The organism is Pseudomonas sp. GW821-FHT07E12 (assembly GCF_058986605.1).
The window spans coordinates 1-12249 of the sequence record NZ_JBYSVX010000010.1 but is presented as its reverse complement, the minus strand read 5'-3'; the positions used below and the strand labels follow the sequence as shown (position 1 = coordinate 12249).

Annotated in this window: 15 protein-coding genes; 8 read left to right on the top strand and 7 right to left on the bottom strand. The window is 66.3% G+C overall.

Translation table 11 applies throughout. The features are described 5' to 3' along the window. Nucleotides 1–101: 101 nt before the first annotated feature. Complete coding sequence (locus AC3WJE_RS07600; RefSeq protein ID WP_493730184.1) at nt 102–329, top strand: hypothetical protein; 228 nt, start codon at nt 102–104, stop codon at nt 327–329. Nucleotides 330–702: 373 nt separating this feature from the next. Here the strand turns inward: AC3WJE_RS07600 and AC3WJE_RS07595 are convergent, their stop codons facing one another. Beyond that, nucleotides 703–1293 (bottom strand): TlpA family protein disulfide reductase, encoded by a 591-nt coding sequence (locus AC3WJE_RS07595; protein WP_493730183.1) that lies wholly within the window; start codon nt 1291–1293, stop codon nt 703–705. Next, nucleotides 1290–2549, bottom strand: a complete 1260-nt coding sequence (locus AC3WJE_RS07590; RefSeq protein ID WP_493730182.1) for a YihY family inner membrane protein — start codon at nt 2547–2549, stop codon at nt 1290–1292. Before AC3WJE_RS07590 ends, AC3WJE_RS07595 begins: the two co-directional genes overlap by 4 nt. 92 nt (nt 2550–2641) lie before the next feature. Here AC3WJE_RS07590 and wrbA point away from each other — a divergent pair, with 92 nt between their 5' ends. From wrbA to AC3WJE_RS07575, 3 genes are all read left to right on the top strand, one after another. Further along, nucleotides 2642–3238: an NAD(P)H:quinone oxidoreductase gene (wrbA, locus tag AC3WJE_RS07585; protein WP_493730181.1), complete on the top strand. Its 597-nt coding sequence runs from the start codon at nt 2642–2644 to the stop codon at nt 3236–3238. Further along, nucleotides 3235–3579 (top strand): DUF2069 domain-containing protein, encoded by a 345-nt coding sequence (locus tag AC3WJE_RS07580; protein ID WP_493730180.1) that lies wholly within the window; start codon nt 3235–3237, stop codon nt 3577–3579. Before wrbA ends, AC3WJE_RS07580 begins: the two co-directional genes overlap by 4 nt. A 152-nt stretch (nt 3580–3731) precedes the next feature. Then, a complete protein-coding gene (locus AC3WJE_RS07575; RefSeq protein ID WP_493730179.1) occupies nt 3732–4217 on the top strand; it encodes an asparaginase domain-containing protein in 486 nt (161 codons plus the stop codon). Nucleotides 4218–4373: 156 nt separating this feature from the next. On the opposite strand, the gene AC3WJE_RS07570 is transcribed toward AC3WJE_RS07575, so the two are convergent. The 3 genes from AC3WJE_RS07570 to sufT all read right to left on the bottom strand — a co-directional run bounded on the left by AC3WJE_RS07570 (nt 4374) and on the right by sufT (nt 8137). Next, nucleotides 4374–6122 (bottom strand): S8 family peptidase, encoded by a 1749-nt coding sequence (locus AC3WJE_RS07570; protein ID WP_493730178.1) that lies wholly within the window; start codon nt 6120–6122, stop codon nt 4374–4376. Between the two features lie 327 nt (nt 6123–6449). Further along, nucleotides 6450–7535: a branched-chain amino acid aminotransferase gene (locus AC3WJE_RS07565; protein WP_493730177.1), complete on the bottom strand. Its 1086-nt coding sequence runs from the start codon at nt 7533–7535 to the stop codon at nt 6450–6452. 50 nt (nt 7536–7585) lie between these two features. Next, on the bottom strand, nt 7586–8137 hold the full coding sequence (gene sufT, locus AC3WJE_RS07560; RefSeq protein ID WP_493730176.1) for a putative Fe-S cluster assembly protein SufT: 552 nt from the start codon (nt 8135–8137) through the stop codon (nt 7586–7588). A gap of 175 nt (nt 8138–8312) precedes the next feature. On the opposite strand from sufT, the gene AC3WJE_RS07555 reads away from it, so the two are divergent. Next, a complete protein-coding gene (locus tag AC3WJE_RS07555) occupies nt 8313–8732 on the top strand; it encodes a hypothetical protein (protein WP_493730175.1) in 420 nt (139 codons plus the stop codon). Nucleotides 8733–8818: 86 nt separating this feature from the next. Here the strand turns inward: AC3WJE_RS07555 and AC3WJE_RS07550 are convergent, their stop codons facing one another. Both AC3WJE_RS07550 and AC3WJE_RS07545 read right to left on the bottom strand, forming a co-directional pair. Beyond that, the gene (locus AC3WJE_RS07550) at nt 8819–10270 is read right to left on the bottom strand and encodes an NAD(P)(+) transhydrogenase (Re/Si-specific) subunit beta (RefSeq protein ID WP_493730284.1); all 1452 of its coding nucleotides are present in this window, start codon (nt 10268–10270) and stop codon (nt 8819–8821) included. Nucleotides 10271–10272: 2 nt separating this feature from the next. Continuing rightward, complete coding sequence (locus AC3WJE_RS07545; RefSeq protein ID WP_493730174.1) at nt 10273–10581, bottom strand: NAD(P) transhydrogenase subunit alpha part 2; 309 nt, start codon at nt 10579–10581, stop codon at nt 10273–10275. A 141-nt stretch (nt 10582–10722) separates the two neighbouring features. Between AC3WJE_RS07545 and AC3WJE_RS07540 the strand changes: the two genes are divergently transcribed. From AC3WJE_RS07540 to AC3WJE_RS07530, 3 genes are read left to right on the top strand one after another with little or no spacing between them, the layout of a single operon-like run. Further along, complete coding sequence (locus tag AC3WJE_RS07540; protein WP_493730173.1) at nt 10723–11280, top strand: RNA polymerase sigma factor; 558 nt, start codon at nt 10723–10725, stop codon at nt 11278–11280. After that, nucleotides 11280–11621 carry a hypothetical protein gene (locus AC3WJE_RS07535; protein ID WP_493730172.1) on the top strand — a complete coding sequence of 114 codons (342 nt, stop codon included), beginning with the start codon at nt 11280–11282 and terminating at the stop codon, nt 11619–11621. Before AC3WJE_RS07540 ends, AC3WJE_RS07535 begins: the two co-directional genes overlap by 1 nt. A gap of 5 nt (nt 11622–11626) precedes the next feature. Next, on the top strand, nt 11627–12076 hold the full coding sequence (locus tag AC3WJE_RS07530) for a DUF3106 domain-containing protein (protein ID WP_493730171.1): 450 nt from the start codon (nt 11627–11629) through the stop codon (nt 12074–12076). Nucleotides 12077–12249 lie beyond the last annotated feature (173 nt).

The following is a 12249-nucleotide window of genomic DNA, read 5'->3' as shown; positions in this document are numbered from 1 at the left end:
GGGTTCTGATCGACCGGAACGCGAAGTCACTGGGTCCCCGCCTTCGCAGGGACGACAGGGAAAGGTTCTTTTGGGCTGAAACCACCATGACGGTCCCAGCCATGCTTCTGCCGTTGCCGTTGCCGTTGCCGTTGCTGTTGCCGTTGCTGTTGCTGTTGCTGTTGCTGTTGCTGTTGCTCGTGATTTTGCCTTTGCTTTGCCGCTTTTATGGGGCCCCCATCCGCAGCGACGGAGCCAGCGGGAAAAACCCGAAGGGCGACGCACATGGATGTGCGTCGTTTTCTGCCGCGGCATGGATGCCGCGTCAGAAAATCCCGCTGGCGGAGTGAACCCGTAGCGCAGCGGAGGGCGCGAGGACTGGGGCGTGCTTTCTTTGGGTTACCTTTCTTTGCACGAGCAAAGAAAGGTAACTCGCTCCGAAGGAGCGAAAGCCTTGGCTGTTGCTGTTGTCTTTGTCGTTGCTGTCACCGCAACGCCAAACCCAACAAGCAACGTCCATGGATCTTCGATCCCCGGCCATCGGGCATAGCCAGGACGACGAAGGAGAGATAGCGAGGGGAAACTCCGATTTCCGGCCTATACCAGGATGACGACTGAAAGATCCCGTGCCCCCGTGAACTCAGTAAAACCCGATAAGCAGGGATACAAGCACAAGCCCTGACTCTACGAGGCGCAGTAGAACGCCCCTCCGGGGCATACCCGTCAGCCCACCTTCCCCCCAGCCGCAGTCACCGCCGCCTCAATATCATGCGCACTGATCGGCCCAAGAAACTGCTTGGCCACCGTCCCATCCGGCGCAATCAGATAGCTCATCGGCAAGCCACGCGGCGTGGCGAAATCCTTCGGCGGCGCGTACGTATCCAGGATCGCAATCGGATAGGACACCGGATGCTCCTTCAGGAACGCCTGCATCTCGGCCGGCTCGATGTCCTCGTAAGCCAGCCCCACCACCTTGATGTGGTCGCGCATCGTGTGCAGAGCAGACAGCTCGGGCATCTCCTTCAGGCACGGCGCGCACCAGGTCGCCCAGAAGTTCACCACCACCCACTTGCCGCGTTGCGCGGCCAGATCGTAGTGCCCACCATCGACGGTCGGCACCACCAACGTCGGCCGCTCGGCGGTGCTCTGCACGACACCCACCGACGGTGCCGCCGGCGCGCTGTCGGTAGCCGGCGTCGGAGTCTGGGCGTGCGGAGCGGGAGCCGGCGCAGGGGCAGGCGTTTCGGGCGCGCGGTTGCATGCCGCCAGCGCCATCAGCAGCGGCACGGCGCAGATCGAAAAACGGGGGGTCATGCGGTTTCTCCGGGCAGGTGTCGGTAGATATCGGCGACCGGGCGCGCCAACTGCTCGCGCAATGCCAGTCTTAGTTGGTCGAGGGCGTCGCCAGCGACGCGGCCGAGTGGATCGTCGCGGCAGGGCAACGGCCGCTCGTCCACGGCGATGCGCAACTGGCAGTTCTCGTAGAGCTCGGCCAGCGTCACTTCATCGAGGTTGCGCGCCAGCAGCCACTCACCGCGTTCATCACGGCGCAGCAGGCGAATCCGCTGCAGCTCACGCAACAGCTCCTGCTGCAGCGCGTCGCTCAACATCGGCTCCAGCCGCAGCATGGTGTCTTCATCCAGCCCGCTACCACCGCGCCGCGCCAGCTGGAAACGTCCAAGCAGGCGCAGCAAGGCATAGAACTCGTAGCCCGCCGGCAAGCGCATCGCCTTGGGCTGGTAACGGAACGCGGCAATCGAGGACGCCAGCGAGGCACCGAACAGCACCGACACCCAGCTGAGGTAGATCCACAGCAGCAGGATCGGCAGCGCCGACATCGCGCCATACATGCGCTGGTAGGTCTGGAAGTTGCCCAGATACAGGCCCAGCCCCCACTTCACCGTTTCCAGACTCAGCACCGCCAGCAGCGCGCCCGGCACCGCATGCCGCAGGCGCACGCTGTGCTGCGGCACCACCCGGTAGATCATCACGATGCCGGCGAATTCCACCAGCATCGGCGTCAACCGCCACGTCACATGCGCCACCCACTTGCCTTCTGAAGTGTGGAACAACGGCAGCGCGAACACGTAGGCCGCCATCGCCATCGAGGCAGCGGCCAGCATCGTGCCGAGCGTGAGCACGGTCCAATAGATCAGGAAGCGGGTGAACTGCGGCCGCGCCGAAGCCACGCGCCAGATCCGGTTGAAGGTCTGCTCGACGCTGTGCAGCGTGATCAGCAGCGAGACCACCAGCGCGATCACGCCGGCCGCGGTGAACGTGCCGACGTCCTTGATCGAGTTGTTGATGAAGTCCTGCACCGAGCGCGCCGCGCCGGGGACGAAGTTGTTGAAGATGAAGTCGGTCAGCGCGCCCTGCCAGCGCTCGAACGCCGGGAACGCCGAGAGCACCCCGAATGCCACGATCGCCAGCGGCACCAGCGCGAACACCGTGGTGTAGGCCAGCGAGCCGGCGGCCTGGAACAGGCGATCGTCGAGGAAGCGCTTCCACAGGAAGCGCCCGAAGCTGGTCATGCGGGCGCGATCGCGCAACCGCTCCTTCCATCTGTCCATGGTGTCTCTGGGCGCCATCTAATAAGCGTACCCGATGCACCGCGAAGCCCGCATCGCCGATACTGGGCGTTCTCGTAGCGAATGGAAGGACGATGGCGGAGATCCTGGTGCTGTACTACAGCCGCGGTGGATCGGTGGCGCGGCTGGCGCGGCAGATCGCGCGCGGCGTCGGCGAGGTGCCCGGCATGCAGGCGCGGCTGCGCACGGTGCCGCCGGTCTCGGCGGTGACCCAGCCGCTGGCGCCGCAGGTACCGGACGATGGCGCGCCCTACGTGGACGCGGCCGATCTGGTCGAATGCACCGGCGTGATCCTCGGCAGCCCGACCCGCTTCGGCAACATGGCCGCGCCGGTGAAGCACTTCCTCGACGGCCTCGGCGCCGAATGGGCCAACGGCACATTGGTCGGCAAGCCGGCGGCGGTGTTCACCTCGACCGCCTCGATGCACGGCGGCCAGGAATCCACGCTGCTGTCGATGCAGCTGCCGCTGCTGCATCACGGCTGCCTGATCGTCGGCATCCCGTTCACCGAACCCGGGTTGAGTCACACCCGCAGCGGCGGCACGCCGTACGGCGCCAGCCATGTCGCCGGCCAAGGCGACGATCCGCAGCCGACCGACGATGAGGCGCTGCTGGCGCGCGCGCTCGGCCGCCGTGTCGCCGACATCGCCCGCAGGCTGGGTGCACCTTGATCACCCACATCGCCCGCATCGTGTTGTGCGGCGCGCTGCTGGCGCTGGCGCTGCTGTACACGGCGTGGTTCCACGACGACCGCCATCGTGTCGCGGCGCTGCTGGTGTTCGCGCTGCCGCCGCTGCTGCTGGCACTCGGCGCCTGGCGCGGCGCGCGCTCGCGCTTCTGGGCCGGGGTGCTGGCGCTGGCCTGGTTCAGCCACGGCGTGATGTCGGCCTGGAGCCATCCGGAAACCCGAGTGCTCGCACTGGCGGAAATCGTGCTGGCGCTGGTGGTGATCGGCGCGGCCAACTGGGCAGGGCTGCGGGCAAAGTTCGGGAAGCGTCCGACATCGACCTGAATCCTGTGGGAGGGGCTTCAGCCCCGACCGGCATCACCGGGAAAGCCTGTCGGGGCTGAAGCCCCTCCCACAACAGCCAGTGCAGGCCGCCGGATCGGTATCATGTCGCCCCCGCCGCCGCGTGCGACGGCCAAGACAGCCAGGAACGAGAGATGGACGAGCTTCTGATCGTCACCACCGGTGGCACGATCGACAAGATCTACTTCGACGACAAATCCGATTACCAGATCGGCGATCCGCAGATCGGCATGATCCTGCGCGAGCTGGGCGTGACTTTCCGCTTCAGCGTGATCCCGATCCTGCGCAAGGACTCGCTGCACATCACCGATGCCGACCGCGAACTGATCCGCGCCACCATCGCCGCACAGCCCACCCGCCATGTGCTGGTTACTCACGGCACCGACAGCATGGTGCAGACCGGCGCGGTGCTGAAGTCGATCACCGACAAGACCATCGTGATGACCGGTGCGCTGAGCCCGGCACGCTTCCGTGGTTCGGATGCCGAGTTCAACATCGGCTGCGCGATCGGCGCAGTGCAGAGCCTGCCGAGCGGCGTGTACATCGCGATGAACGGCCGCATCTGGGATCCGGCCAAGGTGCGCAAGAACGTCGCCGAAAACCGCTTCGAGTCGGTCTGAACTATCGATCGTGCAGGCTGGCAGCCCCAAGCGGGCGGCGCCTGTGCACCCGGGTACCGCATCGGTGCCCGCGAATGGAGTCATCGCAACCCGATAGAACACGTGGCCCCACCTTCCTGGCGGGGCCACGTGGCGGCATCCATGCCGCATGGAACGTCAGTAGGTCGCGGTCAAGGTGACGCCGGAGAAGGTGCTGTAGGCCTTCACCCGGATGTAGTACGTCCCGTTGATCGGCGAGCTGATGGTGCAGGTCTCGCTGTTGCCGCTCAGGTACGGCCGGCAGACATACACCGAATCCGTCGGAGCAGTGGTCGGATTCACGTACAGGTCGGCATCACCGCTGCCGCCACTGATCGCCACCGTCAACGTGGTGCGCCCGGCCGGCACCGCGATGGTGTAGTTCAGATCAGCCCCGGTGCTGGCACCCAGGCCGGTCACCGGCGTACCGCTGGTCAGCGCAGTACCGGTACCGCCACCGGTGCTGCCCGATATCGCAGCGGTCACCGCGGCATTGGCATCAAGCAGACCGGCGCCGCAGCCCTGTGTGCAGCTGAAGCTGGCAGCGGAGCTCTTGATGATCGACTCGACCTGCGCCGGGGTCAGCGTGGTCGGCGCAACCGACTGCATCAGCGCGACCACGCCGGCCACATGCGGCGTCGCCATCGAGGTGCCGCTGTAGGACGCGTAGGTCGGATCGGCCGGCACGGTGGTGCCGCTGTTGAGCGTGGACAGGATGCTCGAACCCGGTGCGGAGATGTCGATGCCCGTGCCGTAGTTGGAGTAGCTCGCCCGAGCGCGCGACGAGGTGGTGGCCGCCACCGCGATCACGTTCGAACAGTTGGCCGGCACCGCCGTGGACACGTTGGCGTTGCTGTTGCCCGCCGCCACCACGACCGTGGTGCCGCGCGAGACGGCGCCGTTGATCGCAGTCTGGTAGGTGGACGAACAGGTGCCGCTGCCGCCCAGCGACATGTTGATCACCTCGGCCGGATACGGATTGGCCGGCACGCCGCTGACGGTGCCGCCCGACGCCCAGACGATCGCATCGACGATGTCGGAGGTGTAGCCGCCGCAGCGGCCGAGCACGCGCACCGGCACGATCTTGGCGTTGAAGGCGGTGCCGGCCACGCCGACGCTGTTGTTGGTGACCGCGGCAATGGTGCCGGCCACGTGGGTACCGTGCCAGCTGGAATTGGACACCGGCGAACCGCTGTAGCACTCACCGGCCACCGGGTTCCAGTCGCCCGGGTCGGATGGGTCGGCGTCACGCCCGTCACCGTCGCGCGAGACGAAGGTGTCGGTGATGAAGTCGTAACCCGGCAGGATGTTGGCGTTGAGATCCGGGTGGCTGGTGATGCCGGTATCGATCACCGCCACGACCACGCCCTGGCCGGTGGACTGATCCCAGGCCGGACGCACGTTGATGCCGGCGGTGGTGCCGGCGGTGCCGGTGGCGAAGGCCCACTGTTCGGACAGGCGCGGGTCGTTGGGGGTCAGGGTCGGCCGCATCAGCTGATCGACTTCCACGGTGACCACGTTCGGGTCGGCCGCGAGCTGGCGCATCAGGGTCTCGGACTCGGCACGGTCGAGCGGACGGTCGGCCTTGACCAGTTCCGGACCGGTCGCCAGCCGGCGCAGCTTGTCCAGGCCGAGGGCACGCCCGTTCTTGGCGGGCAACACGCGCGCGGCGCTCTTCAGGGATGAGGTCAACGCGGTGGCACTGGTCGACTGGGTGCTGCCGTCACGGTAGGTGACGATGAAGCGCTGATGGGTCTGGGCCGAGTCCAGGCCATCCAGATTGACCTCGCCGGCCATCGCCGGGAAGGTCAGCAACAGGGAGGTCAGTGCAGAAGCTCCCAGAACAGTCCAAGCGCGGGTAAGCGGGTGGTGATGCTTGGTGGACATCGAATTTCCTTTTCCAGATGGAGTTGCCGACAAATGGCGTGACTCCAGCGGGTCCATCGCGCTGCGAAGAACTGACAGACCTGCCGGAGGATCCCGGACCGCCCCTGTTTCAGGCCCGTTCAGGAAAGCTAGCCGGCCCGCCTCAACCGCACAATGGGTGCAAACGGTTTCGTTGATAACCTTTTCTAAATTCGTGACAGGTTTCGGCAAATTTCTGACAAATTAATGCCGAAAAAAGTCAAAAACCCTCCGCCGGCCCGATCGGGCACATGAAAAACCCCGCCGGAGCGGGGTTTTGGGTATCACTGAAGCCAGAGACTGGAGCCTTCAGCCCAGCCGCACCAGCCAGCCGTGACGGTCGGGGATACGGCCGTACTGGATGTCGGTCAGCTCCTGGCGCAGCGACAAGGTCACCTCGCCGGCCGGGGCGTTGATATCGCCGACCGCAAAGCCCTCGCCCTTCAGCTCGCCGATCGGGGTGACCACCGCGGCGGTACCGCAGGCGAATACCTCGGCGATCTCGCCGGAGGCCACGCCCTGCTTCCACTCGTCGATGGTGACCTTGCGCTCCTGTACCTGCATGCCGCGGTCGCGCGCCAGTTGCAGGATGCTGTCGCGGGTGATGCCTTCCAGGATGCTGCCGGACAGCTCCGGCGTTACCAGGGTGCCGTCCCTGTAGACCAGGAACACGTTCATGCCGCCGAGTTCCTCCAGGTACTTGCCCTCGACCGGGTCGAGGAACAGCACCTGCGAGCAGCCCTGCGCATACGCCTGCTGCTGCGGCAGCAGCGAGGCGGCGTAGTTGCCGCCGCACTTGGCGGCACCGGTGCCGCCCTTGGCAGCGCGCGCGTAGTCGGTCGACAACCAGATCGACACCGGCGCAACGCCCTTGGCGAAATAGGCACCGGCCGGGCTGGCGATCACGTAGTACGAGGCCTTCTGCGCCGCGCGCACGCCCAGGAATGCCTCGTCGGCGATCATGAACGGGCGGAAATACAGGCTGGTTTCCGGCGCCGAAGGCACCCAGCGCTGATCGACAGCGATCAGCTGCTTGAGCGATTCGGTGAACAGCTCCACCGGCAGTTCCGGCAGCGCCAGGCGCCTGGCCGAGCGCTGCAGACGCGCGCCGTTGGCTTCCGGGCGGAAGGTCCAGATCGAGCCGTCGGCATGCCGGTAGGCCTTGATGCCTTCGAAGATCTCCTGGCCGTAGTGCAGCACCGAGGCGGCCGGATCCAGCTGCAGCGGGCCGTACGGACGTACTTCCGCGCCATGCCAGCCCTGTTCCTTGTCCCAGGAGATGGCCACCATGTGATCGGTGAAGTGCACGCCGAAGCCCGGCGCGGCCAGGATCGCGGACAGCTCGTCGGCGCTGCGCGGCGAAGAAGAAGGGGTCGAACGGAAGGAAACGGACACCGGAAATTCCTGTTCTGCTTGCTGAAAGTGGCGGACGCGCGCTGCGGGCTCTAAAGCATCCCGGTTTCGAGTCGGGCGGCCTCGGACATCATATGCCGGCCCCACGGCGGGTCGAAGACCAGCTCGACGTCGGCCTCGACCACGGTCGGGATCATCTCCAGCTTGCTGCGCACGTCGTCGACCAGGATTTCGCCCATGCCGCAGCCCGGCGCGGTCAGGGTCATCTTGACCTCGATCAGGCGCTGGCCGTCCTCGCGGTGATTGACCTGCACCTCGTAGACCAGGCCCAGGTCGACGATGTTGAACGGGATCTCCGGATCGAAGCAGGTCCGCAGTTGCTGCCAGACCAGCGCCTCGACTTCCTCATCGCTGGCGTTCTCGGGCAGATCCAGCCCCGGCGGCGGCTCCTTGCCGATCGCATCACCGTCCTTGCCGGCGATGCGGAACAGGTTGCCTTCGACGAACACCGTATAGCTACCACCCAGTGCCTGGGTGATATAGCCATAGCTGCCTGCGGGAAGAGTCACCGAATCGCCTTGCGGGACCATCACGGCCTCGCAATCGCGTTCGAACTGGACGGGTTCGCTGCTGCGGGAATACATGGGGAGGAAATGGGGACCAGACCCCGGATGAGCAAGCCGTACATTTTAGGGACTAATTCGGTCCAGTCCCACCGCGACGGGCGGAATGCGCTGTCGCAGCGACCGGCATGACCTCCGGATGATGGAACCGGTGGCCTCAGGCCTTATCCTGCCGGACCTATTTCAGGAACACCCGATGCCCCCCAAGACCGCGTCTGCCAGAACCGCGCACTGGCTCTGGCCCCCGCTGCTGCTGTTGGGGAGTGTGACTGCCGTGATCGCCTGGATCCTGTTGGCCCTGACCACAGGCCGGCAATGCGGCTGGATGGCGCTGCTGGGCGCGCTGGAAATCGTGTGGATGCTGCGGATGGGGACGTTGCCGGCCGGCCGGCTGCGCATCGGCGTGGCGACGACCGCCACGCTGCTCCTGATCGTGGTTGCCAACTGGGGCATCGCCTCGGCCCAGATCGGTGGTTCGGTGGGACTGGATCCATGGGCCTCGGCAATGAAGATGGGCCCGAACCTCGCCTGGAACCTGCTGTCGCTGGCCAACAGCGGTTTCGACTGGGTCTGCTACCTGCTGGCGCTGGTCATTGCGGCCTGGAGCGCGCGTTAAACCGTAGGAGCGGCTTCAGCCGCGATGGGGCTTTACCGGTAAGACCCCATCGCGGCTGAAGCCGCTCCTACACGTTCATCGCGGCCTCAATGTCCGCCGCCATCCAGCGCCTTCAACTCGCTGACCAGCGCACTCGCCGCCTCGGCGCCGTCGCCGTAGAGCATGTGGGTGTTGTCGGCGTAGAACAGCGCATTCTCGATGCCGGCAAACCCCGTGCCCTTGCCGCGCTTGATCACGATGACATTCCTGGTGTTGACCACGTCCAGGATCGGCATGCCGTAGATCGGGCTGGTCGGGTCGGTCTTCGCCACCGGGTTGACCACGTCGTTGGCGCCGATCACCAGCGCCACGTCGGTCACCGGGAACTCGGGATTGATGTCGTCCATGTCGGCGATCAGGTCGTAGGGCACGCCGGCCTCGGCCAGCAGCACGTTCATGTGCCCGGGCATGCGCCCGGCGACCGGGTGGATCGCGAACTTCACCTTGACCCCGCGTTCGATCAAGCGCTGTGCCAGCTCCCATATCTTGTGCTGCGCCTGCGCCACCGCCATGCCGTAGCCGGGCACGATCACCACGCGCTCGGCGAAGGCCATCATCGCCGCCACGTCCGGCGCCTCGATCGGCTTCTGGCTGCCGGTGATTTCCGCGCCCTGCCCGCCGCCGCCGAAGTTGGAGAACAACACGCCGCTGATCGGCCGGTTCATCGCCTTGGCCATCAAGCGGGTCAGCAGAATGCCGGCCGCGCCGACCATCATGCCGGCGATGATCAGCGCCTCGTTGCCGAGTACATAGCCCTCGAACGCCACCGCCAGGCCGGTGAATGCGTTGTACAGCGAGATCACCACCGGCATGTCGGCGCCGCCGATCGGCAGCGTCATCAGCACGCCCAGCGCGAGTGCCGTCACGAAGAACGCGATGATCGCCACCGGCTGCAGCGTCAACGCCGCCCATGCGCCGAGCACCACGACCGCCAGCGCCACCAGCAGGTTGAATGCCTGCTGGCCGGGGAAGGTCACGCGTCGGTCGAGGCGGCCGTCGAGCTTGGCCCAGGCAATGATCGAGCCGGACAGCGACACCGCACCGATCGCCGAGCCGATCACCGCCAGCACCACGGTAGTCGTCCCCGGCTGGCGCGCGGCCAGCTCGGCCAGCGCCTGCGCGCTCCAGTGGCTGGTGTCGCGATTGGCGAGGAATGAGAAGCGCAGCAGCTCGACCGCACCGATCGCCGCCGCCGAACCGCCACCCATGCCGTTGTACAGCGCGACCATCTGCGGCATGTCGGTGATCGCGACCTTGTTGGCCGACACCCACGCCAGCGCGGTGCCGATCGCCACCGCCGCAATGATCAGCGGCACGTTGTGCAGCTCAGGCAGGAAGAACGTGGCGATCGTCGCGATCAGCATGCCCAGACCCGCCCAGCGGATGCCGCTGCGCGCAGTCATCGGCGAGGCCATGCGCTGCAGACCGAGCAGGAACAGCGTGGCGGCGACCAGATAGCTGGCCTTCACCAGCCAGGAAAGCACTTCGGCCATGGACATGCTCACGCCTTGTCTCCCTTGCCACCAGGCTTCTTGCTCGACTTGAACATGTCCAGCATCCGCTCGGTCACCACATAGCCGCCGGCCGCGTTACCGGCGCCAAGCGCCACCGCCACGAAGCCGATCACCTTCTCCAGCGTGGTATCGGCATGACCGAGCACGACCATCGCGCCGATCAGCACGATGCCGTGGATGAAGTTGGAACCGGACATCAGCGGCGTGTGCAGGATCACCGGCACCCGCGAGATGATCACGTGGCCGGCGATCGCCGCCAGCATGAAGATGTACAGCGCTACGAACCCGTCGCTCATCGCTTTTGCCCTGTCCCATGGCCCGAGGCGGCCGCCCGGCATCATAACCAGCTCTGAACGCGGCGCGGCGGGGGCGCTGTCAACCACGGCCACTTCCATCCGTTTATCCCGTCATTCCATCCGGGAAGCTACGCTGTGCTGGTGGGTACCCCTCTCGATTCACAATCAACGGAACCGCAGGCGGACGCGCCGGCGTCGCTGGAAGCATTCCTGGCCAGCATCGGCCCGCGTGCCTTCCGTTTCGCCGAGGCCGGCCTGCGCCATCGTGAGGACGCGCTGGATGCGGTGCAGGACGCCATGGTCAAGCTGCTCGGCTACCGCGAGCGCCCGGCCGGAGAGTGGACCCCGCTGTTCTGGAGCATCCTGCGCAGCCGCATCATCGACCTGCAGCGCCGGCGCAACTTCCGCCTGAAGTTCTGGGCCCCGGCCGAGGACTACGACGAGGACAGCCGCATCGACTGGGCCGACGCCGGCGCCGGCCCGGCGCAGCGGCACGAGCAGCGCGAGGCCTACACCCGCCTGGTGGCCGCCCTGCGCACGCTCCCGGCACGCCAGCGCGAGGCGTTCACTCTGCGCGTGCTGGAAGAACTGGACGTGGCGACCACCGCGCGCGTCATGGGTTGTTCGGAGGGATCGGTGAAGACACACCTTTCGCGCGCCCGTGAGGCGCTGCAGAAGCAACTCGAGGAATTCCGCTGATGAACCACCCTCCATCCCAAGACAGCTTCGACGCGCGCATGCGGCAGCTGCATGCGCAATCGCTGACCGCGATGTCGCAGCCGACCCTGGCCCGGCTGCGCTCGGCACGCACCGACGCACACCGATCGCCCCGGCGCCTGCCCACCTGGCTGCTGGCGACCGCCTGCTCGACACTGCTGGCGGTCGGTTTCGGCGTGCAACTGCACCGAACCGGCGAAATCGGCCCCTCGCCCTTGCCGCAGGCGCCGAGCACAGCGACTGCCTCGGACGACGACACGCTCGACCAGAACCCCGACCTGTACGTCTGGCTGGGTTCGGACAACGCCCTAGCCATGGAGTGACCACGATGAAGCATTCGACCCGCCTGCTGCTGGTGATCCTGCTCACCAGCGCCGCCACTGCGCCGGCATTGGCCCAGTCCGCCCCGGCTACGCCACCGGCCCCGACCGCCGAAGCCCCGCTGCCGGACTGGGAGCACCTCACCCCACAACAGCGCGACACGCTGATCGGCTCCCTGCGCCAACGCTGGAACGACACCCCGGAACAGCGCCAGAAAATGCTCCGCCACGCCGAACGCTGGCAGAACATGACCCCGGAGCAACGCCAGAAAGCCTCGGACGGCATGCGCCGCTACGAGAACATGTCCCCGCCGCAACGCCGCCAGGCCAAGGCCCTGTTCGAACAGATGCGCAACCTCCCCCCCGACCAGCGCGACGCCCTACGCCAACGCTGGCAGTCGATGAGCCCGCAGCAACGCGATGATTGGGTCAAATCTCATTCGAGCGCGGATGACTAAGGCAAGCACACACTCACAGCCACGCTGTTGCCGTTGCCGTTGCCGTTGCTCGTGATTTTGCCTTTGCTGTTGCCTTGGACTTTGACTTTCCCGGGGCCCCATCCGCAGCGACGGAGCCGGCGGGAAAAACCCGAAGGGCGACGCACATGGATGTGCGTCGTTTTCTGCCGCGG

Bases quoted from the DNA above. Each gene is read 5' to 3' on its own strand.
- AC3WJE_RS07600 (WP_493730184.1), top strand. From the start codon at position 102: ATGCTTCTGCCGTTGCCGTTGCCGTTGCCGTTGCTGTTGCCGTTGCTG.
- AC3WJE_RS07595 (WP_493730183.1), bottom strand. From the start codon at position 1,293: ATGACCCCCCGTTTTTCGATCTGCGCCGTGCCGCTGCTGATGGCGCTG.
- AC3WJE_RS07590 (WP_493730182.1), bottom strand. From the start codon at position 2,549: ATGGACAGATGGAAGGAGCGGTTGCGCGATCGCGCCCGCATGACCAGC.
- wrbA (WP_493730181.1), top strand. From the start codon at position 2,642: ATGGCGGAGATCCTGGTGCTGTACTACAGCCGCGGTGGATCGGTGGCG.
- AC3WJE_RS07575 (WP_493730179.1), top strand. From the start codon at position 3,732: ATGGACGAGCTTCTGATCGTCACCACCGGTGGCACGATCGACAAGATC.
- AC3WJE_RS07570 (WP_493730178.1), bottom strand. From the start codon at position 6,122: ATGTCCACCAAGCATCACCACCCGCTTACCCGCGCTTGGACTGTTCTG.
- sufT (WP_493730176.1), bottom strand. From the start codon at position 8,137: ATGTATTCCCGCAGCAGCGAACCCGTCCAGTTCGAACGCGATTGCGAG.
- AC3WJE_RS07555 (WP_493730175.1), top strand. From the start codon at position 8,313: ATGCCCCCCAAGACCGCGTCTGCCAGAACCGCGCACTGGCTCTGGCCC.
- AC3WJE_RS07550 (WP_493730284.1), bottom strand. From the start codon at position 10,270: ATGTCCATGGCCGAAGTGCTTTCCTGGCTGGTGAAGGCCAGCTATCTG.
- AC3WJE_RS07545 (WP_493730174.1), bottom strand. From the start codon at position 10,581: ATGAGCGACGGGTTCGTAGCGCTGTACATCTTCATGCTGGCGGCGATC.
- AC3WJE_RS07535 (WP_493730172.1), top strand. From the start codon at position 11,280: ATGAACCACCCTCCATCCCAAGACAGCTTCGACGCGCGCATGCGGCAG.
- AC3WJE_RS07530 (WP_493730171.1), top strand. From the start codon at position 11,627: ATGAAGCATTCGACCCGCCTGCTGCTGGTGATCCTGCTCACCAGCGCC.